Genomic DNA, 25,571 nt, shown 5'->3' on the forward strand with positions numbered 1-25,571 from the left:
CCCGTATTGTAACCTATCGATTTATTTGTAGCGAATAGCTGTGGTGAAAAACAGGCAATAAAAAAGGCGACCGAAGTCGCCTTTATATAAGTAGGAGCTTAGTTAGCCTCTTACTTTAATTCCTTTCTTTTCCATGCCACGGTAGATGATTAACATCTGGACAATAGAAATAAGGTTAGACACTAACCAGTAAAGAACTAAACCAGATGGGAACCATAAGAAGAATACAGAGAAGATAACCGGCATAAAGGTCATCATTTTTTGCTGCATTGGATCAGTAACCGTCATAGGTTGTAGCTTTTGCGTCACAAACATACTCGCACCAAATAATATTGGTAGTACGTAGTACGGGTCTTGTGCAGAAAGGTCAGTTAACCAAAAAATGAATTCAGCATGGCGAAGTTCAGTAGACTCTAAGAATACGTAGAACAAGGCTAAGAAAATTGGCATTTGTAGCAAAATAGGGAAACAGCCACCCATTGGGTTAACTTTTTCTTTTTTGTACATTTCCATTGTTGCTTGGCCGAACTTTTGACGGTCATCACCAAACTTTTCTTTAAGGGCTGCCATTTTAGGCTGTAGGGCACGCATTTTTGCCATTGAAGTGTATTGCGCTTTAGTAAGTGGGTACATTAACGATTTTACGATAATAGTGATGGCAATAATTGCTACACCCCAGTTACCTAAAATGCTGTGTAGCCATTTTAGCAATACAAATAAAGGTTGCGAAATAAACCATAACCAACCGTAATCTACAGTTAGGTCTAGGTCTGGGTGAATAGCTTCAAGAATATCTGACTCTTTCGGGCCCATATAATAAGTAGCAGTTAGTATTTGCTCACTACCAGCTTGAATATTTACAGCAGGGTCTTTAGCACCAATAATAGCGGCATTACTTTTTGTAATTAAGCTATAAATTGTATTTGATTGATCTTGCATTGGAACCCAAGCACTTACAAAGTAATGCTGAATAAAGGCAACATAACCACCTTGTGTACTTTTATTTAGGTTTTTGTCAGCCATATCTGAAAAACTATACTTTTCGTAAGGTTCTTCATCAGTACCGTATGCAGCACCTAAATAGTTTTGATCAACCATGCTGCCTTTTTCTTGTACGGTACGCTTAATTTGCGTGTATAGCTGTACTTGAAGTGGTGTGCTTGTTGTATTGTTAACTTTGTATTCTAAACCAACATCATATTGACCTTTTTTGAATACGTACGTCTTAGTAAAGTTAACACCATTACTATCAGTAAACTGAAGTGGAACGCGAAGCTCATCACCCGTTAAGGTATATGTTTTTTGTTCGGTACTATAAGTAGGGCGACCATTAGCTGATGCATCAGGGCCATTTAAGCCAATTAAGCCACTTTGTGAAAAGTATTGTCTACCTTCAATAAGCTCACCAAGAAGCATATAAGGTGTGTCGCTACCTTTGGTATCTTCATACTGAAGAAGATCTGCTTCAACAATATCACCGCCTTTGGTGTCAATTTTAACTTTAAAAACGTCAGTAGTGATATTAATTACAGAACGTTTAGCTAAAGTTGCTGAAGCGGGTAAACCTGAATCTGACGATGAAGGGATATAATCATCCGACTCTGGTGAATTTGCTTGTAGTGTTTGTGTTGTGGCACTTGGATCGACTTTAGGCTTGTTGTAATCATTATCCCATTCTTGGAACAATAAAAACGACACTAGCATTAGGCCAATTAATAAAAACGTGCGTTGCGATTCCATAACAGCTCTTATTTCTCGTGTTGGTGGTTAATATGGGTTAATTTTTCAGGGACGGGGTCTTCTCCACCTGAATGTAAAGGATGGCATTTTAATATGCGTTTTAAAGCTAACCAACTACCTTTTATAAATCCATGCAAATTAATTGCTTGAATTGCATAATGTGAGCAGCTTGGATTAAAACGACAATGCGGACCTAACAGCGGGCTAATCCACTTTTGATAACCGCGGATAAATAACACTAAACAAAACCTCGGTAAAGCAACAAGTGGTTTAAGTAACCTCATGATGTTTATGCCCCTACTTAAGTTTAGTGAGATAGATATCATGTATTTAAAGACTCAATTAGAAAATTTAAATGCATGATTAAAAGGTGAGCTAAAGATACATTAATTAACCCTGCAATTCTATTGCAATTAGGTTTGTTTATTAGATTTAGCTGATTTGTTTGGGCGTTTCTTAAAAGGTGGCGGTTTAGGTGCACCTGGTTTACAGCGTTCGTTAATTTTTCGCCATAATTTAGTAAGTTGTTTGGTTATTTCTTCATTAGACTGTTCATCAATACCATTTTTAACCATAAGCACAATATCAATATTATCGATGCTGTGTTGATTTAAACGAAAACTTTCGCGAGCAAGACGTTTAATACGGTTTCGTTGGCATGCCTTTTTTACACGTTTTTTAGCAACAGTAAGACCTAACCGAGGTTTATCTTGGTCATTTGGTTTAGCTAATAGAGTAAAGAAAGGAGTTGCAGCCCGAGCGGGTTCATTAAATATGCGAGAGTAATGCGAGGGAGTTAACAGACGTAACTCCCTGCCAAAGCTAAAGTCTTCCACTTATAAATTAAGCAGAAAGAACTTTGCGGCCTTTAGCGCGGCGACGTGCTAATACTTTACGGCCATTTACAGTTGCCATGCGAGCACGGAAGCCGTGTGCACGTTTGCGTTTTAAAACGCTAGGTTGAAAAGTTCTTTTCATAACAATCTCATCCGATCGGTTAAAGTTAAAACATCCTATACAGGTCGCGATCCTGGCATAGGTGCCATTGCGAGCGCGAGATATTATAGAGTAAGTAATGTAAAGTCAATCATAATTACGTTAAGGGTATATAACCCACCTACTACTATATAAGAGATCATATAAGGCGATCGGTTAGGATCATCATAAATAAGAAGTTTTCCACAGCCCCTGTATAAAAAGTGAATAAAAGCGGGGGAAAAGTAAATTGGATCGTAAATTTGGTTCGCGATCTTGGTGTTATTTTGTTATGATCTCCTCTCAGGATCTAAAATAAAAACTGTTTTAAATCAGTTTGTTAATGATTTTATACATCGATATCAACAATTTTACAAAAATCAATCTTTTACTTGTGGATAAAGTGCCTTCATAATACGCGGTCTTGGGTCGCTTATTGGACCATTTGAACGCAATAAATGTATGATTTATAATCATTAATGATGTGCGGGAATAAAAATTATATCTCTGGGAGTTTAACTGTGTATCTGTCGGTTTGGCAAAGTTGTTTATATGTATTGCAAGATGAGCTGCCTTCGCAGCAATTCAGTATGTGGGTAAGACCGCTACAAGCAGAAAGTACCGAAGATACCTTGACGATTTATGCACCTAATCGCTTTGTGCTTGATTGGGTGAGAGAAAAGTACCTAAATAGAATTAACGAATTACTAGTAGAAATTTGTGGTGTTGAAGCCCCAAAACTACGTTTTGATGTAGGTAGTAAACCTTTATTAAATGCACAAGCTGCACCGGTTATAGAAACTCAATCGGCACCAAGTGCACACGCTTCAGCAAAACAACAGCCTCGCGAGCAAAAGCCAGTTGTTGAACCTGCACCTAAGTCAGGTTACAAATCTAACATTAAAGAAAACTATACTTTTGATAGCTTTGTTGAAGGTAAATCAAACCAATTAGCAAAAGCTGCGGCCACACAGGTTGCCGACAATCCTGGCTCTGCTTTTAACCCTGTATTTATATACGGTGGCACAGGTTTAGGTAAAACTCACTTATTACATGCGGTAGGTAATGGCATTATGGCAAATAAGCCAGATGCTAAAATTGTTTACATGCATTCAGAACGCTTTGTTCAAGACATGGTAAAGGCACTTCAAAATAATGCGATAGAAGAATTTAAGCGTTATTACCGCAGTGTTGATGCATTAATGATTGATGATATTCAATTTTTTGCTAACAAAGAGCGTTCACAAGAAGAATTTTTTCATACCTTTAATGCATTGCTCGAAGGTAACCAACAAATTATTTTAACCTCTGACCGTTACCCTAAAGAGATTGAAGGCGTTGAAGATAGGCTTAAATCACGTTTTGGTTGGGGATTAACAATTGCGATAGAGCCACCAGAGCTTGAAACGCGCGTTGCTATTTTGATGAAAAAAGCCCAGCAAAGTAAGATTAACTTACCACACGAAGTTGCCTTTTTTATTGCCAAAAAATTACGTTCGAACGTACGTGAATTAGAAGGTGCACTTAACCGTGTAATTGCTAATGCTAACTTTACGGGTCGTCCAATTTCTATTGATTTTGTAAAAGAAGCGCTACGCGATTTACTTGCCTTGCAAGATAAACTGGTTACCATAGACAATATTCAGCGCACCGTTGCTGAGTACTATCGAATTCGTATATCAGATCTGTTATCTAAGCGCCGCAGCCGCTCTATAGCGAGGCCGCGCCAAGTAGCTATGGCATTATCTAAAGAATTAACTAATCACAGCTTACCTGAGATTGGTGACGCATTTGGTGGACGCGATCATACGACCGTATTACATGCATGTCGTAAGATAAAATCACTACGTGACGAAAGCCACGAAATTAAAGAAGATTACCAAAACTTAATAAGAACATTGTCATCTTAGGGCTGACTTTATTATGCAAATAACAATATCAAGACAACAATTTTTAAAGCCATTGGTGCAAGTGTCTGGCGCAATAGAGCGCAAACACACGTTGCCAATTTTATCTAACGTTTTGTTAGTGGTAGAAAACGGACAACTTTCAATGACGGGTACTGACCTTGAAATTGAATTAGTTTCTGGCGTATTTGTAGGTGATGATATTGCCGATACAAAACTAACGTTACCCGCTAAAAAGTTACTCGATATTTGTAAAAGTCTACCAGACGGTTCGGACATTACTTTAAGCTTGCAAGAGCATCAATTACTTTTGACCAGTGGTAAAAGCCGTTTTTCATTAACGACTTTATCGGCTGATGATTTTCCTAATTTAGAAGAGTGGGACGGAGAAGTTGAATTTCAACTTACTCGTTTAGAGTTACGTAAGTTACTCGAAAGCACGCATTTTTCTATGGCAAATCAAGATGTACGTTATTACTTAAATGGTATGTCGTTTGAAGTAGATAATACCGATATAAAAACAGTAGCAACAGATGGTCACCGTTTAGCTATAGCGCAAAAGCAATTAACGCAATCGCTTAATACTCAACGCCAATTAATTATACCTCGCAAAGGTGTGCAAGAAATTATGCGCCTTATGGTAGCAGATGACGAATTGGTAACAATTCAGTTTGGTGCCAACCATATTCGTATTATCGATCTTGAGTTTACATTTACAAGTAAACTAGTTGATGGACGTTTTCCAGATTACCGTCGTGTATTACCACGTGGTGGCGACAAAGTAATTACAGCTAACCGAGAATGGTTACGAAATGCGTTTCAACGTGTGTCTATTTTATCGAATGAAAAGTTTCGTGGTGTACGCTTAAACTTATCAAACGGCTTATTAAAAATTACGGCCAACAACCCAGAGCAAGAACAAGCTGAAGAAGTTGTTGAAGTAAGTTACGAAGGCGCAGACCTAGAAATAGGGTTTAACGTGTCTTACGTATTAGACGTACTTAACACTCTAAAAACAGAAGACGTACTATTTACATTAGCTGACTCAAATAGCAGTGCATTAATTGAAGGTGCAGGCGATGAAGAAGCAATGTACGTTGTTATGCCTATGCGTTTATAAGACTATAAATACATAATGAGCTTAAGTCATTTGAGCCTCAAATATTTTCGTAATATTGAGGCGCTGACGCTAGAACCAGTTAACGGCGTTAATATAATATATGGTGAAAATGGCAGCGGAAAAACCAGCCTTTTAGAGGCTATCTATTACCTTTCTCACGGCAAATCTTTTCGCACTCCAAAACACAAAAGTATTATCGCGCATCAGCAAGAGCAGTTTGTAATTCACGGGCGCAAAACAATACACGACTTATCTATTCCAATTGGTATTAGTAAAACCCAAACGGGTGAAACCAATTTAAAAATTCAAGGTAAGGCGAGCCGTAAAATATCCGAACTAGCTCAACTCATGCCAGTGCAAATTATTACACCAGAGAGCTATTCTTTATTTTTTGGTGGGCCTAAAGAGCGCAGAAAGTTTTTAGATTTAGGTTTGTTCCACGTGGAACATGAGTTCTTTTTTTTATGGCAATCGTTCAATAAAGTACTTAAACAACGTAATGCATTGTTAAAAACTAAGCCCAAGAATTATTTTGACCAAATTAAGTTTTGGGACAAAGAATTTGTTAGACTGGCTGAAGAAATAAATAAATTAAGATTGGCGTATATAAGTAGGTTTAAGCAGCAATTTTTTGATAAAATGTGTGCAGAATTAACGCTTGTACGTGATTTAGAAATGACCTTTAACGCAGGTTGGAAAGAGACCGAATCTCTTGCAGATGCGTTAGAGCAAAACTTTGAGCGAGATGCTCGCCAAGGATTTACAAGTAAAGGCCCTCATAAGGCCGATTTTAGTTTTAGTGTCGCTGGCAACAGTGTGGAGAATACATTCTCACGCGGTCAATTGAAGTTACTATTATATGCGTTAAAAGTTACGCAAAATAGCTTAATTGAGTCAGAGACAGATAAGCAATCTATATTGCTAATAGATGATCTACCTTCAGAGTTAGGCGAAGATACAAAAGAGAAAGTGGGACAATTACTTGCTCACTGCAGTTCTCAAATTTTTATCTCTTCAATTTTGTCTGAAAGTATTTCTGCTGTGGTGGAACCCATGCAACGAGAACTACAAATGTTCCACGTGAAACATGGCAACCTAATAACAAGATAAGTGGGATTAACCATGTCTGAGAATTATGACTCGTCGAGTATTAAAGTACTTAAAGGATTAGACGCAGTAAGAAAGCGTCCTGGAATGTATATTGGGGACACCGATGATGGCACAGGCTTACACCACATGGTGTTTGAGGTCGTTGATAACTCGATCGATGAAGCCTTAGCAGGTCATTGTGATGATATTTACGTAACGATTCACTTAGACGGTTCTGTCTCAGTACGAGATAACGGTCGTGGTATCCCAACTTCTATTCATGAAGAAGAAGGCGTATCAGCAGCCGAAGTTATTATGACGGTACTTCATGCCGGTGGTAAGTTTGATGATAACTCTTATAAAGTATCTGGTGGCTTACACGGTGTTGGTGTTTCTGTTGTAAATGCACTTTCAGAAAAACTAAAACTTACAGTTCGCCGTGAAGGTAAACTTCATGAACAGTTTTACACTATGGGTGTTCCAGATGCACCTTTAGCTGTTATTGGTGAATCGGACACGACTGGTACAGAACTACGTTTTTGGCCAAGTGGTGAAACATTCACAAACTTAGATTTTCATTACGAAATTTTAGCTAAGCGTTTACGCGAGCTTTCATTCCTAAATTCAGGTGTGAGCATCATTTTAAATGATGAACGTGAAGAAAATAAATCTGACCACTTTAAATACGAAGGCGGTATTCAAGCTTTCGTTGAATACTTAAACCGTAATAAAACACCTATACATAAAGGTGTATTCCATTTTACTCACGAACGTGAAGAAGATGGTATTAGCGTTGAAGTATCAATGCAGTGGAATGATGCATACCAAGAAAACATTTACTGTTTCACAAATAATATTCCACAACGTGATGGTGGTACTCACTTAGCCGGTTTTAGATCAGCGCTAACACGTACACTTAATAACTACATGGAAAAAGAAGGCTTTAACAAAAAAGCTAAAACAACCAGCAATGCTACCGGTGATGATGCCCGTGAAGGCTTAACGGCTGTTGTTAGTGTTAAAGTTCCTGATCCTAAGTTCTCATCGCAAACTAAAGACAAGCTTGTTTCAAGTGAAGTTAAGTCTGCAGTTGAACAAGCAATGGCTGAAAAATTCACTGAGTTTTTATTAGAAAACCCAACTGATGCCAAAATTGTTGTAGGTAAGATTATTGATGCCTCACGTGCTCGTGAAGCGGCGCGTAAAGCCCGTGAAATGACACGTCGTAAAGGTGCAATGGACTTAGCAGGCTTACCTGGTAAGCTAGCTGATTGCCAAGAAAAAGATCCTGCCCAATCTGAACTATATATAGTGGAAGGGGACTCTGCTGGCGGATCAGCCAAGCAGGGACGTAACCGTAAAAACCAAGCTATTCTTCCGCTTAAAGGTAAAATCTTAAACGTAGAAAAAGCACGTTTTGATAAAATGTTATCTTCGCAAGAAGTAGCAACACTAATTACTGCATTAGGGTGTGGTATTGGTCGTGACGAATATAATCCTGAGAAATTACGTTACCACCGTATCATCATCATGACCGATGCGGACGTGGATGGTTCTCACATTCGTACGTTACTATTAACATTCTTCTATCGCCAAATGCCTGAAATTGTAGAACGCGGCTATATTTACATTGCTCAACCACCACTTTATAAAGTGAAAAAAGGTAAGCAGGAGCGTTATATTAAAGATGACCCTGCATTAGTTGAATACCTAACATCGCTTGCTCTTAATGGTGCAGCGTTGTATGCAAGTACAGATGCACCAGCTCTTGAAGGTGAGGCACTAGAGTCAATAGTTCACGATTATCAAAACACAGTTAAAGTAATTGAGCGTTTAAAGCGTAAATACCCTAACACGGTAATGGAACGCTTAATTTATCAAACAGAATTGAAAACTGATGACCTTTCAGATGAAGCTAAAGTAATTGCTTGGACTAAAGTGTTGGTTGACGACCTGATTGCACGTGATGAAGATGCGACTATTTTCCATGCTGGTACAGAGCATGATGCTGAGCGTAATATGTATTACCCGGTTGTGAATATTCGTCAGCACGGTGTAGATAAAGCACACGTACTTCATTATGACTTTATTGCGTCACGTGACTACCAACGCATTGCTGTGACTGGTACTAACATCGCAAACATCCTTAGCGAAGGTGCATATATTCAACGTGGTGAGAAAACAAAACCTGTTGATAACTTTGTGGATGCTTTGGAATGGTTGATCACAGAATCGAAGCGCGGGATCTATATTCAACGCTATAAAGGACTGGGCGAAATGAACCCAAGCCAGCTTTGGGAGACCACAATGGATCCTAGTGCTCGCCGTATGTTACAAGTAACGATCGAAGATGCTGTTGGCGCGGATCAATTATTTGCGACCTTAATGGGTGACCAAGTAGAGCCTCGTCGTGAGTTTATTGAAAAGAACGCACTACGTGTAGTTAACTTAGACGTGTAAAAAATATTGCTTACATAGAAAAAGGAGCCTAATGGCTCCTTTTTTATTTTCTTCAATTACACAAACTGCTTAAAACCTGAGTGTACACACGGTATACTAAGGGTAATTTTCACGCTACTTCTTAGATAGTAAAAAGCCAAATATGCAAAAATATGACGTAAAAACCTTTCAAGGTTTGATCCTGGCTTTACAGGATTATTGGGCGCAGCAAGGCTGTGTCATTATTCAACCACTTGATATGGAAGTGGGCGCAGGGACATTTCACCCGCAAACTTTTTTAAAGTCTATTGGTCCAGAGCCAATGGCGAGTGCATACGTGCAACCGTGTCGTCGTCCTACCGATGGTCGCTACGGTGAAAATCCAAATCGCTTACAACACTACTACCAATTTCAGGTAGTTTTAAAGCCATCGCCAGATAACATCCAAGAGCTTTATTTAGGCTCTTTAGCGGCTATGGGTATCGATACACTAACTCACGAAGTTCGCTTTGTAGAAGACAACTGGGAATCACCTACATTAGGTGCCTGGGGCTTAGGTTGGGAAATTTGGTTAAACGGCATGGAAGTAACGCAGTTTACCTACTTTCAGCAAGTTGGCGGTATTGAGTGTTCACCAGTAACGGGTGAGATCACTTACGGCCTAGAGCGTTTAGCAATGTACATTCAAGGCGTAGATAGCATTTACGACCTAGTATGGGCAGACGGTCCACTAGGGCGCGTAACCTACGGTGACGTGTTCCATCAAAATGAAGTAGAGCAGTCTACTTACAATTTTGAACACGCAAACGTAGAAGACTTATTTGCTCAGTTTGATAAATGCGAAGCAGAAAGCCAAAAGTTAATTGAAGCTAACTTACCACTACCAGCTTACGAGCAAGTAATGAAAGCATCGCACGCATTTAACTTACTAGACGCACGCCACGCAATTTCGGTAACCGAACGTCAACGTTATATTTTACGCGTACGTGCGTTATCAAAAGCGTGTGCACAAAGTTACTATGACAAACGCGAAGCGCTTGGTTTCCCGCTGTGTAAGGATAAGTAAGCATGTCAGCACAAAATTTATTAGTAGAAATTGGCACAGAAGAGTTGCCACCAAAAGCACTGCGTAAATTAGCAGAAGCCTTTGCTGCAAACTTAACTGCAGAGCTAGAAACATTAGAGTTAGCACACCAAGGCGTAAGCTGGTATGCATCGCCTCGTCGTTTAGGTTTACAAGTAAAAGCGCTTGAAGCTAAGCAACAAGACAAAGAAGTTGAAAAACGTGGTCCAGCTACTAAAGCCGCATTTGACGGTGACGGTAATCCAACAAAAGCAGCAATGGGTTGGGCACGTGGTTGTGGTATTGAAGTAAAAGATGCACAAACACTTGAGACTGATAAAGGCGCATGGTTATTGCACATTGCTAAAGTAGCAGGGCAAGAAACCAAATCGCTAATGACAGGTGCAATTACTAAAGCGTTAGCTAAATTACCAATTCCTAAGCCAATGCGTTGGGGCGCGAATAAAACACAATTTATTCGTCCTGTGCATACAGTCACTATTTTATTTGGTGATGAGCTACTTGAAGGCGAGATCCTTGGTAAGAAAATAACTAACCAGCTTCAAGGTCATCGTTTTCATCACCCAGAAAAAATTAGTATTAACCATGCAGACGACGTTTTTGACGTACTTAAATCGGCTTACGTTATTGCCGATTACGAACAACGTAAAGCACAAATTCGTACGCAAATAGAAGAGGCTGCAAAAGCAGTTAACGCTGTTGTTGCAATGGATGAAGATTTACTAGAAGAAGTAACATCACTTGTAGAGTGGCCAGTTACTTTAACGGCAACATTTGAAGAAGCATTTTTAGATGTACCAGCCGAAGCGTTAATTTACACCATGAAAGACGATCAAAAATATTTCCCGTTATTAGATCAAAACGGCAAACTTTTAAATAAGTTTTTGTTTGTATCTAACATCGAAAGTAAAGATCCAAGCGTCGTTATTTCTGGTAACGAAAAAGTAGTACGCCCACGTTTAGCTGATGCACAGTTTTTCTTTGAAACAGATAAAAAGAAAACTCTAGAAAGCCGACTAGAATCGCTTGATAGCGTATTGTTCCAAAAGCAACTTGGTACGCTTAAAGATAAGTCTGCGCGTATTAGTGAGCTTGCAGGTTATATTGCTGAGCAATTAGGTGCTGATAAAGCATTAGCAGAGCGCGCTGGTCTATTAAGTAAAACAGACTTAATGACTGAAATGGTAATGGAATTTACCGACGTGCAAGGTGTAATGGGAATGCATTACGCTCGCCATGACGGTGAAGCCGAGGATGTAGCCATAGCGCAAAACGAGCAGTACATGCCACGCTTTGCAGGCGACAACTTACCTACAAATTTAATTAGCTGCGCAGTAGCGATTGCTGATAAGTTTGACACGCTGGTGGGTATTTTTGGTATAGGCCAAGCACCTAAAGGTGACAAAGACCCATTTGCTCTTCGTCGTGCTGCTATTGGTGCACTTCGCATTATGGTAGAAAAAGAACTACCACTTGATATTTTAGACCTAGTAGCTAAATCGCAAACATTGTTTGGCGACAAGTTAACTAACTTAAATGTATCAGCTGATGTATTTGAATTTATGCTAGGGCGCTTCCGTGCTTGGTATCAAGACGAAGGTATTGAAGTAGACGTAATTCAAGCAGTGCTTGCACGTCGTCCGACTAAACCTGTTGATTTTGATCGCCGTGTTAAAGCCGTAAGCCACTTCCGTACATTAGACGCAGCAGAAGCGCTTGCAGCAGCTAATAAGCGTGTAGGTAATATTCTGGCTAAAAACGACATTACCAGGCAAGGTAGTGTTGATGAGAGCTTATTAAGCGACGACGCTGAAAAAGTATTAGCATCACAAGTAGCAAAATTTGCCACTGACCTTGCACCACTTTACGCAGATGGAAACTACCAAGAAGCATTAAGCCAATTGGCAGGTATTCGCGAAAGTGTTGATAACTTTTTTGACAACGTAATGGTTATGGCCGACGATGAAGCTGTTAAGCAAAATCGTCTTGCGCTGCTAAGCCAGTTAAGCGGATTGTTTTTAGGTATTGCAGATATTTCTGTTTTACAAAAATAACACCGATTAGCTATTTTAAAAGCCAGCATTTTGCTGGCTTTTTAGTTTTCACTGTACGCAAAGGATACCCATTGATGATTTCTATGAAACGAATTTTAACCTTAGCAATTGCTGGTTTACTTACCGCATGTACTAGTCAAATTTCGATTAACGATGTATTGCCACAACAAGAGCTAGATAAAACAATTTACCTAAGAGGCGACTTTACGCTTTGGGATGCTGAACCTCAGTATCAATTTATGCCAGTAGGCACTGCGCTTTATCAAGCTGAAGTAAAGTTTTCTAGCCCTGGTAAAGTGTACGAATTTAAAATAGCAGATGCCGATTTTAGCGAAGGTTACAACTGCGGTTACAGCGATGCACAACCTGCAGGGCAAAAACTAACACTCGGCCAACCTGCAGTTGCCGATTGTAATACTATTTATAATTACTTTAGCTACACTCCAGCAATTAAAGGCACATACATAGTAAGTATTGATTACAGTGACTACGACAAGCCAGAAGTGACGATAACGAAGAAGTGATAGCGGTAATTTTAAAGCTGCACGAGTGAAATAATGGATTTGTGACAAGGACGTTGTAGTGTTTATTCAGCATTAACACCAAGGGGGTTTCGTAGGTTGGGTAGAGTGAAACGAAACCCAACATGTGTGGCGAATAAAACTATTTTGATGGTTATTAAATACGTTGGGTTTCGTAAAACTCAACCCAACCTACGCCAGAAACAAGTTTTATAAGTCTGCAATAATATCGTGGATAAGTTTGACTTAAACTTGCCTTGATTATAATTAACAAAACTAATCTATACTCTTATTTATCTGTTTATTTTTTAGGTAAAAATATGCGTTATAAACGTATGTTAGAGGCGGGCGCATGTTATTTTTTTACGGTAAATTTAGAAGATAGATCTCAGCATTTGCTCGTGGAAAATATAGAGTTATTGCGTCGTGTATATTTAAGAGTTGTAAAAAAGCATCCTGTTAAGACAATTGCGATAGTTATCATGCCCGATCACCTCCATGCTATTTGGCAATTACCTGAGGGCGACAGTAATTATGCAATGCGTTGGCGGTTAATAAAATCTGGGTTTTCTCGAGGGTTACCACCAACTGAGTTTTGTAATATTAGCCGAATAGCCAAAGGTGAGCGTGGAATTTGGCAGCGGCGTTATTGGGAGCATAAAATTAGAGATGAAGGGGATTTAAATAACCATATTAATTATGTTCACTATAATCCCGTGAAGCATAAATATGTTTCTAAAGTCAGTGATTGGTCTTTTTCGAGTTTTCATCGATATGTCAATAATTCAAAATTACTGAGTAACTGGGAGTGCGACAATAACTTAAACGATATATATGATGAGTAAAGTTATTTTGGTGATTATACAATATGTTGGGTTTCGTAAGACTCAACCCAACCTACGTGAGTTCAAATTCCTTTCTTCACTACATATCTATACGGTGCTTCTTCTGCATCTTTAGCCACCAGCGTGTGATCCATGAACGTACAAAAGCTCGGAATGTCGCGGGTTGTCGATGGGTCATCAGCAGTTATCAATAAAGTTTCACCATCATTCATTTTACGAATAGCAGCACGTACCATCATTACTGGCTCTGGACAGCGAAGGCCTATGGCATCTAATTGGTGATCGGGATTATCAAAGCTCATAATAAATTGACCTGTTTAATTAAAGTGATTGCTGTGTACGCGAGTGCTTAGGTATAGCAATTAATAAGTTTGGGAGTTTAACGCAATTTTAAGTGTAATTTAACTATTTTACTTATCTTAATATGCCCATATTATTTGAAACTTTATTGCTGCAAAAGACTTTATTTAATAATACGCCCGATCACATAATTACGCTGTTACATGCTTGTTTGATAAAGGGTCGTTTTCACTTAATTAAAGCTAATAAAAAAGGCGAACTGAATAAAATCAGTCCGCCTTTTTAATCACCAAGATGGTTTTACATGTTTAAAACTAATTAGTCTTGAACACGTTCAAATACAGTGGCAATGCCTTGGCCTAAACCAATACACATAGTTGCTAAACCGTATCGTACATTTTTATCTTCCATTAAGTGAATAAGCGATGTGCTAATACGCGAACCCGAACAACCCAGTGGGTGACCAAGTGCGATTGCGCCGCCATTTAAATTCACTTTTTCGTCAACAACATCCATTAACCCTAAATCTTTCATTACAGGTAATGATTGTGCTGCAAAGGCTTCGTTAAGTTCTACTACGCCTAAGTCATCAATTGTAATACCGGCTTGTGCAAGTGCTTTTTTACTTGCTGGTACTGGGCCGTAACCCATAATTGACGGATCGCAACCTGCGACTGCCATTGCTTTAATGCGCGCACGAATTGGTAAGCCAAGTTCTTTTGCTTTCTCTTCGCTCATTACTAACATTGCAGATGCGCCGTCAGAAAGTGCAGAAGAAGTACCGGCTGTTACCGTGCCCGATGCAGGATTAAATACAGGGCGAAGCTTTGATAGGCCTTCTACTGTTGTTTCTGGGCGAATTACTTCGTCGTCTTCAACTAATATAAGCGAACCATCTGCTGCGTGACCTTCCATTGCTAAAATTTCGCGACGAAAACGGCCTTCAACAGTTGCAGCTTGTGCACGTTGATGTGAGCGATAAGCAAATTCATCTTGTTGCTCACGGCTAATGCCATGAAGTGTTGCAAGGTATTCTGCTGTTAAACCCATTGAGCCCGATGCTTGTGCAATCGTTGTTGCAAGGCCTGGGTGAAAGTCGTTGCCGTGAGTCATAGGTACGTGACCCATGTGCTCAACACCACCAATTAGGTAAGTGTCACCAGCGCCGGTCATTATTGCGCGTGCAGCGTCATGCAATGCTTGCATTGACGAGCCACATAAACGGTTAACCGTTACAGCAGGTACGCTGTGCGGAATACCGGCAAGTAATGCTGCGTTACGTGCTACGTTAAAGCCTTGTTCTAATGTTTGTTGTACACAACCCCAATAAATATCGTCAATTGATGCTGGATCAACTGCTGGGTTGCGATCAAGTAAGCCTTTCATTAAATGTGCGCTTAAGTCTTCAGCACGTTTATGTTTGAATACGCCACTTTTAGAGCGACCCATTGGTGTGCGGATACAATCTACAATTACTGGATTATTCATGATATTAACCTTCCACCTTATAGAAAACACGACCTTCTTCGGCCCACTTGCGAGTTTGCTCAGATACTTGGTAAATCGCACCTAGGTGAGCGTATTTGTCTGCTGCTGCAACAAAGTTAGCTAAACCAGTTTGATCTAAGTAACGGAACGCGCCGCCTCTAAATGGAGGGAAACCAACACCGTAAACTAATGCCATATCTGCTTCTTGCGGCGAGGCAACTATGCCTTCTTGCAAACACAGTAGCACTTCGTTAATCATTGGAATCATACAACGGTCGATGATTTCTTGTTTATCAAATTCTTTTGGTGCGTCTGTAATTGGGCTTAGTAGCTCAACTGCTGTCTCGTCATGAGACTTTTTAAGACGACCGCGACGATCTGTTTCGTATTTGTAAAAACCGGCTTTGTTCTTTTGACCAAAACGTTTTTCGTTGGCAAAAATAGTCACAGGGTCTTTATCAGCACGAGCCATACGCTCAGGGAAACCGTCAGCCATTACGCCAGTACAATGGAACGCTGTATCAATACCTACAACATCAAGTAAGTAAGCCGGACCCATAGGCCAGCCAAATACGTTTTCCATTACTTTATCTACTTTTGCAAAGTTAGCGCCTTCAACCACTAATTTGCTAAAACCTGCAAAGTAAGGGAATAAAACACGGTTTACAAAAAAGCCTGGGCAATCGTTAACAACAATTGGTGATTTACCTAATTTAAGCGCGTAATCAACTACTGCATTAATTGTTTTATCTGAGGTCTTAGCACCACGGATAATTTCTACTAATGGCATTTTTGGCACAGGGTTGAAAAAGTGCATACCACAGAAGTTTTCTGGCTTATCTAGCGCTTGTGCTAGTAAATCAATACAAATAGTCGATGTGTTTGAAGTAAGTACAGTGCCTTCTGGCATGTTCTTTTCAAGATCAGCGAGTACTGCTTGCTTAACTTTAGGGTTTTCTACAACGGCTTCAACAATAATGTTGGCGCTTTGTAGGTCTGAATCGTTAAGTGTTGGTTTGATTTTGCTAAGAGTTGCCAACATTTTTTCCATTGGCATGTGGCCACGCTTAACTTTTGCACCTAATAACTTAGACGCTTCACCCATACCTAAATCAAGCGCATCTTGTTGGATGTCTTTCATTATAATAGGTGTGCCTTTATAAGCAGACTGGTATGCAATACCGCCGCCCATAATACCTGCACCTAATACAGCTGCTTGTTTAATTTCTACATCGCTGTGCTTAGCAAATTTACGTGCTTTACCTTTAATGTATTGGTCAGCTAGGAATATACCTGTTTGAGCTGCTGCTTCTGGTGTACGTGCTAATTTAGCAAAGTTGGCATTTTCGATTGCCATTGCTTCATCGCGAGTACAGTTTGCCGCTGCTTTAATAGTACGTACAGCCATAACCGGTGCAGGATAGTGGCCTTTGGTTTTACCCATTACCATACCTTCTGCCATAGCAAAGCTCATGCCTTGCTCAACACGGTTTAATTTAAGTGGCTGTAGTTTTACGTTACGTTTTGCTTGCCAATCTAGCTTGCCAGCAATCGCAAGTTCAAGCGTTGATACACTTGACTCTAAAAGTTTGTCAGTACTAACTACCGCGTCAAACGCACCTACTTTAAGGGCATCTGCTGCGCGATTTTCTGCGCCAGAGGTAATCCACATCATTGCGTTATCGGCGCCAATGATACGTGGTAAGCGCACTGTGCCACCGAACCCTGGCATTATGCCAAGCTTAACTTCTGGTAGGCCCATTTTAGCTGTTTCGCTTGCTATACGATAATCGGTAGCAAGTGCCCACTCACAACCACCGCCAAGTGCCATACCGTTTATAGCGGTTAGGGTTGGGAATGGTAAATCTTCGATTGCATCAAAAACGTCTGTTGCATTTTTGATCCACGTTACTAATTCTGCTTCTGGTTTAGTAAACGTTGGTAAAAATTCGAAGATATCGGCACCAATAATAAAGTGCTCTTTATCACTGGTAAAAATCATGCCTTTGATATCAGTATTAGCGGCTAATTCTTTTAATGCTGCCGCGCAATCTGAAAGAGTTTTTTGAGATAATGTGTTTACAGAACCTGCAACACAAAACTTAAACTCGGCGATGCTTTCCTTTAGGAAGCTAACTTCAAAGGAATCGCTTTTATATAACATTATTATTCTCCCTAGTTGACGAACTAAGACTGGTACGATGAGTTTGTATTTCAATCAGTGTGCTTGCTTTAAATTAAAAATGCAACGAAAAATTTAACTCGGTTACAATCGACTGGTTAAAATATAGCTGGTTTGGTGCTAAGGTGGTTGAAAAGTTTTTATTCACTACTTTAATTTTTTATTAAAGGACATTATGAAAAAATATTTATTAAGTGTTGCGGCAGCTGCATTCATTTTCCCTCTTTATTCTGCCGAGGCAAGTATCGATAACGAGGCATTTTTAGATGCCGAAAAAAAAGTAAGGTACGGAAGCTACCAAGACTTTAAAGAAGCGGTTAGTGGCTTAAATCATCCGTTGAAACCTTACGTTGAAAAAACATATTGGCAGCGCCATCCAAATATTAAGTATCAAGCAGAGATAGAAGACTATTTAAACATATATCAACATACTCCGCTTGAGTGGCCGGTACGTAAAGCATGGTTAGAGTATTTAAAAAAGAAAAATAAAAAAGCAGCTTATATTCGTAATTACCGTGAAACGTCTAATACTGGGCTTACCTGTACTTATTTAGATTTTCAGCTTGATTTGGGCGCACCTGAAAAAGCAATATTTAATCAGGTAACCGACCTATGGGCTGTGGGTAAGTCGCAGCCAAATGAGTGCGATAGTTTATTTTCACAGTGGCGTAAAAAAGGCTACATGAAAGAAGAAACCGTTTGGAAGCGCGTTACACTTGCTGCTGATGGCGGTACGCAAAGCTTACTACCTTATTTAAAAACGCTGTTACCTAAAAATGAAAGCTACTTAGCAGATTTATATTTAAAAGTACGTAAAGATCCAAGCGCTGCAGCTGGATTATATAGATATAAAAATAAGTCAGCTAAAGAAGGCCAAATAGCACTTTATGGTGTTAAGCGTTTAATATGGCGCGATAAAGAGCTTGCTTTGAAGGCGTGGGAAAAGTTAGAAAAAATATTTAAGTACAGTGATGAGGAAAAAGCGGGTGTGTATTACACTTTTGCATTGTCGCTTGCTTCAAGCGGGCATAAACAAGCGAGCTTTTGGCTAAATAAAGTGCCAAAAGAGCGACTAGACAGCAAGCTTATTCAATGGCAACTGGGCAATATGCTCAAAACCCAAGATTGGGAAGGTATCGCTGCGTTTTTTACAGGTAAAGAAAACTTAAGCCTTGGCCAACAATATTGGTTAGCTTACAGCTATGCAAAACGTGGTGAGCAACAAAAAGCCGACGACATTTGGAAAACCGTAGCGGCTAATCGTGATTATTACGGCTTTTTAGCAGCTGCGCGTTTGGGTTTACCTGTTGATTTAAATAATCAACCTTTAGCTGTTGATAAGGTACTTGTAGATAAAGTAAGGAATGCACCAGGTTATAAGCGCGCAAAAGCACTTTACGATATTGAGCGCTTTACGTCGGCGCGCCGTGAGTGGAATTATTTAACGGATACGTCTAGCGATGAAGAAAAGCTAGCAGCATCACAACTATCTACCGATTTAGGTTGGCACGACAGTACTATTTTTACTTTAGCAAAAATTAAAGCGTGGGATAACGTAGAGCAACGTTTTCCGTTTGCGTTTCAAGATGTTTTTGAGCGCTACAGTAAACGTAGCAAGATAGATGTTGCCTGGAGTATTGCTATTGCAAGGCGCGAAAGCTCTTTTGCGCCAGATGCACGCTCGCATGCTAATGCACGTGGTTTAATGCAGTTATTACCTAGTACTGCTGAGTATGTAAATAAAGGCAGTGTGACAAGTAGTCGTTTATATCAACCTAAAACAAATATTAGGTTGGGTACGAGTTACTTACAATACTTAAAAAAGAAAAACCATGGCAATGAAGTGCTGGCAACAGCTTCTTATAATGCGGGTTATCACCGTATAAAGCGTTGGTTACCTGATGACGCTATTCCGGCTGAGTTATGGGTAGAGCTTATTCCGTATCGCGAAACCCGTGATTACGTAAAAAATGTATTTGCGTACAGACAGGTTTACCATACAAGAATGGGCCGAGAAGGTAATGTATTAGCGCCGCTACTCGAAATGAAAATGGGCGGTTGAATATATGATACCAATCGACCAATAACTTAACACGATAGGTATAGGTATTAATAAGGGGGATGTTTACATGTTAAATATCCCCCTTTTTTGAGCGCTTAGTGTTTAAGTGGTAGACTCAGAGCAAGTTAAATTTAACAGATGGATTAACAATGGATAAATTAGCCGTTTTATACGCCGAACATATTGCAACACTGCAACAGCGTACTCGTACAATTTGTAATAGCGAAGGGTTAGAAGGATTAGTAATTCATTCAGGCCAAGCTAAGCGCCAGTTTTTAGATGATATGTATTATCCATTTAAAGTTAATCCACAGTTTAAAGCGTGGTTACCGGTTATTGATAATCCTCATTGCTGGATTGTGGTAAATGGCAGCGACAAACCAAAACTAATATTTTATCGTCCAGTAGATTTTTGGCATAAAGTACCAGACGAGCCTCGCGACTTTTGGGCTGAGTACTTTGATATAGAGCTATTACTTCAGCCTGATCAAGTTGAAAAGTTATTACCATACGACAAAGCTAAATACGCTTACATGGGCGAATATATTGAAGTAGCGCAAGCACTTGGTTTTAGTATTATGAACCCTGAGCCTGTACTTAACTATTTTCATTACCACCGCGCTTATAAAACGCAGTACGAACTTGAATGTTTACGCAACGCTAACCGCATTGCAGTAGATGGGCATAAAGCTGCACGCGACACATTCTTTAATGGTGGTAGCGAGTTCGATATTCAGCAAGCGTACTTAATGGCAACACGTCAAAGCGAAAATGAAATGCCGTACGGCAACATTGTTGCGCTTAACGAAAACTGCGCTATTTTGCACTACACGCACTTTGATCCAAAAGCGCCACACACTCATAACTCATTTTTAATTGATGCTGGTGCAAACTTTAATGGTTATGCTGCTGATATTACTCGTACGTATGATTTTAAAAAGCAGGGTGAGTTTGCTGAGCTTGTACAAGCTATGACAGTTCAACAAATAGAACTAGGTAAAGGTTTAAAGCCGGGTATGCTTTATGGTGACTTACATGTTGAGTGCCATAACCGTATCGCACAAATACTCAGTGACTTTAAAATTGTTAACCTACCCGCTGAGGAAATTGTTGAGCGTAAAATTACCTCTACTTTCTTCCCACATGGGCTAGGGCATCATCTTGGTTTACAAGTACATGATATGGGCGGTTTTATGAGTGACGAAAAGGGCGCACATCAACCATCGCCTGAAGGTCATCCATTTTTGCGTTGTACTCGCCTGATTGAAAAAAACCAAGTGTTTACCATTGAGCCAGGCTTATATTTTATTGATTCACTGCTTGGTGATTTAGCGCAAACCGATAATAAGCAATTTATTAATTGGGAAAAGGTTGAGTCATTTAAACCATTTGGCGGTATTCGTATTGAAGATAACATTATTGTTCACGAAGATAGCTTAGAAAATATGACACGAGATTTAGCGCTCGATTAATTCTAGTTAACACTAATTAGTTTATACACGTTAAAATACGTACATTATTTAAAGGGGCCTTTTGGCCCCCTTTTTACAAGTTTAAAATATGTCTGAATATAAATATCCCGCTGCTGACGTTTTTCATCAAGAAGAAATTAAAAAAAGTACGTTTATAGTTCACATTGCACATACCCCCGATTTAAATTCAGCTAAAGCATTTATTAAAAGCATTGAAGAAAAGTATAGCGATGCCCGTCATAACTGCTGGGCACATGTGGCAGGCAACCCCGGTGGCAGCCATGTTTATGGTTTTTCGGACGATGGTGAGCCAAATGGCACGGCAGGAAAGCCTATGTTAAATGTGCTGGTGGGCTCGGGCCTTGGCGAAATCACAGCTGTAGTCACACGTTACTTTGGTGGAATAAAATTAGGCACGGGCGGATTAGTACGTGCTTATGGTGGCTCATTAAATAATGCATTAGTAAAATTGCAAACGGTACTTAAAGTTCCCAGTGTTGAAATTACTGGGAGTAGCGAATACAGCATGCAAGGTGCTATTGAACAGTTATTAAAAACAAAGTATCAAGTGCTTAATATTGATAAGCAATTTACTGCTAATATTGAATGGCTCATTACTATAGATAGCCGCGAAGCTCAGCAAGCAATCAAAGATATTTTTGATTTAAGTCACGGCGCAGTTGAGTTAACTATTAAAGAGTAATAACCTACACAAATTGCATGTAATGCATACTGACCCTATTTAATTTGGCTGATACGACTCAGCCTGAATTTACTAATAATAAAAGCGACAAGCTAAATGCAATTTCGTACCATCATAAAAATTCTTGGCCAACTTGTTGCGCTGTTTAGTATTACCATGGTGCCTCCGGCACTGGTGTCTTTAATATATAAAGACGGTGGTGGTGTTCCTTTTGTTTTAGCATTTATCTTCAGTGTTGTTATTGGCATGATGGCTTATTACCCAAACCGCCATGAAAACGGTGACTTAAAAGCGCGTGAAGGCTTTTTAATTGTTGTTTTGTTTTGGCTGGTACTTGGGGCGTTTGCGTCCTTACCGCTCATATTTTTACAAGAACCTAATTTATCGCTCGCCGATGCGGTGTTTGAAGCATTCTCTGGCTTAACAACCACCGGCGCTACAGTACTTACCGGTATTGAGTACTTACCTAAGTCGGTGTTGTTTTATCGCCAGCAACTCCAGTGGTTTGGCGGTATGGGTATAATCGTACTCGCTGTCGCTATACTCCCCATGCTAGGTGTTGGTGGTATGCAGTTATATCGCGCTGAAATACCTGGGCCTGTAAAAGATTCCAAAATGACCCCGCGAATTGCCGATACAGCAAAGCACCTTTGGTATATTTATGTGTCGCTGACTATTGCTTGTATGCTGGCTTATTGGGCAGCAGGGATGGAGTGGTTTGATGCGATATGTCATGCATTCTCAACGGTCGCGATAGGTGGTTTTTCTACTTACGATGCTTCCATGGGGCACTTTGACAGCCCTGTAATTAACTTTATTTGTGTGTTCTTTTTAATTATTGCCGCTGTTAACTTCTCCCTGCACTACGCTGCAGTGGCGAGTCGAAACGTACAAGTTTATATCCGAGACCCTGAGTTTAAGGTGTTTTTGTGTATTCAATTAGCGCTGGTGGTTATTTGTTTTACCGTACTTTCCTCTAATGAAATATTTGCTAATGGCGATGAAACCCTCGATCAGGCATTATTTCAAGCTGTTTCTATGAGTACAACAGCAGGCTTTGCTACTGATAACTTTTCAACATGGCCTTTGTTTTTACCTATTTTACTTATATTTTCGAGCTTTATTGGTGGTTGTGCAGGCTCTACTGGTGGTGGTATGAAAGTAGTGCGCGTGTTCTTACTGTACTTGCAGGGTGTGCGTGAGCTTAATCGTTTGGTGCACCCACGGGCTATATATTCAATCAAGCTGGGTCGAAAGGCGTTGCCAGACAAAGTAGTAGAAGCCGTGTGGGGATTTTTCTCTGCGTATGCGTTGGTGTTTATTATTATTATGTTAGCGCTTATGGGCACGGGTATGGATAACATAACTGCGTTCTCAGCCACTGCGGCTTGTTTAAATAACTTAGGTCCCGGCTTGGGTGATGTAGCCTCGCATTATGGTGCTATAACCGATGGTGCTAAATGGTTACTGACCATTGCAATGGTGTTTGGTCGTTTAGAAATATTTACTTTATTAGTACTATTTACGCCTACATTTTGGCGTGGTTAAACGAGCCATTTGAATTTTAAAATACAAGTTAGTGGGAAAGGGATATGCCAACAAATTTAGAAAAGCTAAAGCATATAAGTGTAGGCAGCTTAGTCGACCTAGAAATATTAACACCTACAAGCAGTAAGCGTGTTAAAACTGAATTAGTTGGTTTACTCGATAAACAGTTTATTATTTTAAATTATCCCAATGCAAAGCGTTTACCTGTGGCGAGTGACTATTTACGTGATGGCGTAATGGTTGTTGTAAGAGCGCTTATTGAAGGTAGTGGTGGGCAAGTTATTGCGTTTCGCCAGCAAATTATGTCGGTAGCCTCTCATCCCGCTAAACTCGTGTTTATAAACTTTCCAAAGCAAGTGCAGTTATTTGCGCTACGCTCACAAACACGCATACCTACCTTATTACCTGCAAAGCTAAAACTAAGTGACGATAGGGTACTTGAAGGCCTTATTAAAGACATTTCACTCACTGGTGTAATGTTTGATATTAGAGGCGATCAGCAAGTTGAAAGTATTAAAGATATGCAATGCACTGTCGTACTTAATAGCAGTGATAAAGATTTTGAAGGTGAAATTTGCAGTGTTAAAGAGCATGCCGCAGGTGTGCACTGTGGAATTAAGCTACTAGCAAGCGAGGATGAAATGAAAGCCTTTATGAAAGAGCATTTTATAGACCCTTCTGCGCTTGAGCCTACCGTTGAATAAATAGGTTTTCGCTTATTTGCAACAAAAAGGCATTTTACGTCAGTATTTATAAAATGTTTTTTTCTCTTTCATAATTAAAATTATTATTTAAATAAAACAACTGATTACGTATTATTTTTTACAGCTTATTTTTTGTTATTAAAGCTTCCTCGTTAAAATTTATCTCAATTATTCTTTAAAATCCCTCCTTTTAAAACCGTACACTTAAAAATGTATCTTTTTATATAAACATAACTATATGTTTTTAATGACTTTAATGTCATCCCTTTAAAACGTGTTGCTAAAGGGCAACAATAACTATTCTAAAAACGCCTTCTTGTTGTACGTTTTATATTTAACTTATTGAAAATTAATAGCTTTTAAATGTTGGCATCTAAGTTGTAATAGTCTAAGTGTACTGAACGAAATCGTGATTCAAAGTGAAATACTTAATCGCACACACATAAATTTGAAGGATACATATTATGAAAAGCATTAATAAAACTTTAGCACTTATCGCTATTGCATCTTCTTCAGCCGCTTTTGCTGCAACAGATTTTGACACACTGGATGTAGACGGCAGTGGCACAATTAGCCAAGCAGAAGCATCAGTTGATGCAAAGCTAATGAGCATGTTTTCTGAGCTTGATACTGACCAAAATGGTGAGTTATCAAAAGAAGAATTTTCAGAAGCTTAATTAAAAAGTATTTATCCTGAGTTGCCAAAGACACCTAAGTAGGCAAGGGAGCTTACGAAAGAGGATAACAAGGAAGTGAAAAATTACGTTTTAAGTTAAACGAAGCAATTTTTTTGATAGAACATTGAAGGATTAAGTTATGAAACATTTAAATAAAGCATTAGCACTTATAGTACTAGCATTTTCTTCCGCTGCATTTGCAGCATCAGATTTTGACAGCCTTGATATCGATGGTAGCGGCACAATTAGCCCAAGCGAAGCGGCAGTCGATACAGATTTAATGGCTGAATTTATTGAGCTAGATACCGACGGTAGCGGCGAGCTTTCTAAAGAAGAATTCGCTAATTACTAATTAATCTTTTCAGATTAAACATTTTTCACAGTCAGGGATCTTTGAAAAGGACTTCCCATATTACTAGGAATATTATTATGAAAACATTAAATACAACACTTGCAGTTATCGTTTTAGCATCTTCATCAGCAGCATATGCCGCAGTAGATTTTGCCTCTTTTGATGCAGATGGTAACGGTGCTATTACAATGGAAGAAGCGAAGGTTAACCCTCAGCTTGTAAAGATTTTTGATGATTTGGATACTGATGGTAATGGTGAAATCTCTAAAGAAGAGTTTTCAAAAGTACAGTAATCAATATTTAAGCATA

23 protein-coding genes are annotated in these 25,571 nt (G+C 39.4%); 16 read left to right on the forward strand and 7 right to left on the reverse strand.

The features are described from left to right. Positions 1-102 precede the first annotated feature (102 nt). The 4 genes from yidC to rpmH form a co-directional block, all read right to left on the reverse strand. Positions 103-1,740 (reverse strand): membrane protein insertase YidC, encoded by a 1,638-nt coding sequence (gene yidC, locus GQR52_RS17475; RefSeq protein WP_165729273.1) that lies wholly within the window; start codon positions 1,738-1,740, stop codon positions 103-105. A gap of 8 nt (positions 1,741-1,748) precedes the next feature. Next, on the reverse strand, positions 1,749-2,024 hold the full coding sequence (yidD, locus tag GQR52_RS17480; RefSeq protein ID WP_165729274.1) for a membrane protein insertion efficiency factor YidD: 276 nt from the start codon (positions 2,022-2,024) through the stop codon (positions 1,749-1,751). A 129-nt stretch (positions 2,025-2,153) separates the two neighbouring features. Next, a complete protein-coding gene (rnpA, locus tag GQR52_RS17485; RefSeq protein WP_007377653.1) occupies positions 2,154-2,576 on the reverse strand; it encodes a ribonuclease P protein component in 423 nt (140 codons plus the stop codon). A gap of 7 nt (positions 2,577-2,583) precedes the next feature. Then, on the reverse strand, positions 2,584-2,718 hold the full coding sequence (gene rpmH, locus GQR52_RS17490) for a 50S ribosomal protein L34 (protein WP_004335215.1): 135 nt from the start codon (positions 2,716-2,718) through the stop codon (positions 2,584-2,586). A 518-nt stretch (positions 2,719-3,236) separates the two neighbouring features. Here rpmH and dnaA point away from each other — a divergent pair. From dnaA to GQR52_RS17530, 8 genes are all read left to right on the forward strand, one after another. Beyond that, complete coding sequence (dnaA, locus tag GQR52_RS17495) at positions 3,237-4,625, forward strand: chromosomal replication initiator protein DnaA (RefSeq protein WP_010555148.1); 1,389 nt, start codon at positions 3,237-3,239, stop codon at positions 4,623-4,625. A 13-nt stretch (positions 4,626-4,638) separates the two neighbouring features. Next, positions 4,639-5,742 carry a DNA polymerase III subunit beta gene (gene dnaN / locus GQR52_RS17500; protein ID WP_024599960.1) on the forward strand — a complete coding sequence of 368 codons (1,104 nt, stop codon included), beginning with the start codon at positions 4,639-4,641 and terminating at the stop codon, positions 5,740-5,742. Positions 5,743-5,757: 15 nt separating this feature from the next. After that, entirely contained in the window at positions 5,758-6,852 is a 1,095-nt protein-coding gene (gene recF / locus GQR52_RS17505; protein WP_008138030.1) for a DNA replication/repair protein RecF, read from the forward strand. 12 nt (positions 6,853-6,864) lie between these two features. Further along, a complete protein-coding gene (gyrB, locus tag GQR52_RS17510) occupies positions 6,865-9,291 on the forward strand; it encodes a DNA topoisomerase (ATP-hydrolyzing) subunit B (RefSeq protein ID WP_165729275.1) in 2,427 nt (808 codons plus the stop codon). Between the two features lie 142 nt (positions 9,292-9,433). Then, on the forward strand, positions 9,434-10,336 hold the full coding sequence (gene glyQ, locus GQR52_RS17515; RefSeq protein ID WP_007584197.1) for a glycine--tRNA ligase subunit alpha: 903 nt from the start codon (positions 9,434-9,436) through the stop codon (positions 10,334-10,336). A gap of 2 nt (positions 10,337-10,338) precedes the next feature. Next, positions 10,339-12,408, forward strand: coding sequence for a glycine--tRNA ligase subunit beta (gene glyS, locus GQR52_RS17520; RefSeq protein ID WP_165729276.1), 2,070 nt, complete (start codon positions 10,339-10,341; stop codon positions 12,406-12,408). 74 nt (positions 12,409-12,482) lie between these two features. After that, positions 12,483-12,932, forward strand: coding sequence for a hypothetical protein (locus tag GQR52_RS17525; protein ID WP_165729277.1), 450 nt, complete (start codon positions 12,483-12,485; stop codon positions 12,930-12,932). A gap of 317 nt (positions 12,933-13,249) precedes the next feature. Beyond that, a complete protein-coding gene (locus tag GQR52_RS17530; protein WP_165729278.1) occupies positions 13,250-13,774 on the forward strand; it encodes a transposase in 525 nt (174 codons plus the stop codon). Between the two features lie 62 nt (positions 13,775-13,836). On the opposite strand, the gene tusA is transcribed toward GQR52_RS17530, so the two are convergent. The 3 genes from tusA to fadB form a co-directional block, all read right to left on the reverse strand. Then, the gene (gene tusA, locus GQR52_RS17535; RefSeq protein ID WP_008138040.1) at positions 13,837-14,076 is read right to left on the reverse strand and encodes a sulfurtransferase TusA; all 240 of its coding nucleotides are present in this window, start codon (positions 14,074-14,076) and stop codon (positions 13,837-13,839) included. Between the two features lie 316 nt (positions 14,077-14,392). Next, positions 14,393-15,562, reverse strand: a complete 1,170-nt coding sequence (gene fadA, locus GQR52_RS17540) for an acetyl-CoA C-acyltransferase FadA (protein ID WP_007584192.1) — start codon at positions 15,560-15,562, stop codon at positions 14,393-14,395. A gap of 4 nt (positions 15,563-15,566) precedes the next feature. Then, complete coding sequence (gene fadB / locus GQR52_RS17545; protein ID WP_165729279.1) at positions 15,567-17,726, reverse strand: fatty acid oxidation complex subunit alpha FadB; 2,160 nt, start codon at positions 17,724-17,726, stop codon at positions 15,567-15,569. Positions 17,727-17,919: 193 nt separating this feature from the next. On the opposite strand from fadB, the gene GQR52_RS17550 reads away from it, so the two are divergent. From GQR52_RS17550 to GQR52_RS17585, 8 genes are all read left to right on the forward strand, one after another. Continuing rightward, complete coding sequence (locus GQR52_RS17550) at positions 17,920-19,806, forward strand: transglycosylase SLT domain-containing protein (protein WP_165729280.1); 1,887 nt, start codon at positions 17,920-17,922, stop codon at positions 19,804-19,806. 149 nt (positions 19,807-19,955) lie between these two features. Continuing rightward, the gene (gene pepQ, locus GQR52_RS17555) at positions 19,956-21,278 is read left to right on the forward strand and encodes a Xaa-Pro dipeptidase (protein WP_024592280.1); all 1,323 of its coding nucleotides are present in this window, start codon (positions 19,956-19,958) and stop codon (positions 21,276-21,278) included. Positions 21,279-21,366: 88 nt separating this feature from the next. After that, entirely contained in the window at positions 21,367-21,981 is a 615-nt protein-coding gene (locus tag GQR52_RS17560) for a YigZ family protein (protein WP_165729281.1), read from the forward strand. 96 nt (positions 21,982-22,077) lie between these two features. Next, positions 22,078-23,529 (forward strand): TrkH family potassium uptake protein, encoded by a 1,452-nt coding sequence (locus tag GQR52_RS17565; RefSeq protein WP_121953916.1) that lies wholly within the window; start codon positions 22,078-22,080, stop codon positions 23,527-23,529. A 44-nt stretch (positions 23,530-23,573) separates the two neighbouring features. After that, positions 23,574-24,233, forward strand: a complete 660-nt coding sequence (locus GQR52_RS17570) for a flagellar brake protein (protein WP_165729282.1) — start codon at positions 23,574-23,576, stop codon at positions 24,231-24,233. 464 nt (positions 24,234-24,697) lie between these two features. Beyond that, positions 24,698-24,910 carry an EF-hand domain-containing protein gene (locus GQR52_RS17575; RefSeq protein ID WP_004335175.1) on the forward strand — a complete coding sequence of 71 codons (213 nt, stop codon included), beginning with the start codon at positions 24,698-24,700 and terminating at the stop codon, positions 24,908-24,910. Positions 24,911-25,049: 139 nt separating this feature from the next. Next, positions 25,050-25,262, forward strand: coding sequence for a calmodulin (locus GQR52_RS17580; protein ID WP_165729283.1), 213 nt, complete (start codon positions 25,050-25,052; stop codon positions 25,260-25,262). A gap of 77 nt (positions 25,263-25,339) precedes the next feature. After that, positions 25,340-25,555, forward strand: coding sequence for an EF-hand domain-containing protein (locus GQR52_RS17585; RefSeq protein WP_007584177.1), 216 nt, complete (start codon positions 25,340-25,342; stop codon positions 25,553-25,555). Positions 25,556-25,571: the final 16 nt, after the last annotated feature.

Source organism: Pseudoalteromonas sp. 31A1, from assembly GCF_011378815.1.
Lineage (GTDB): Bacteria > Pseudomonadota > Gammaproteobacteria > Enterobacterales > Alteromonadaceae > Pseudoalteromonas > Pseudoalteromonas arctica.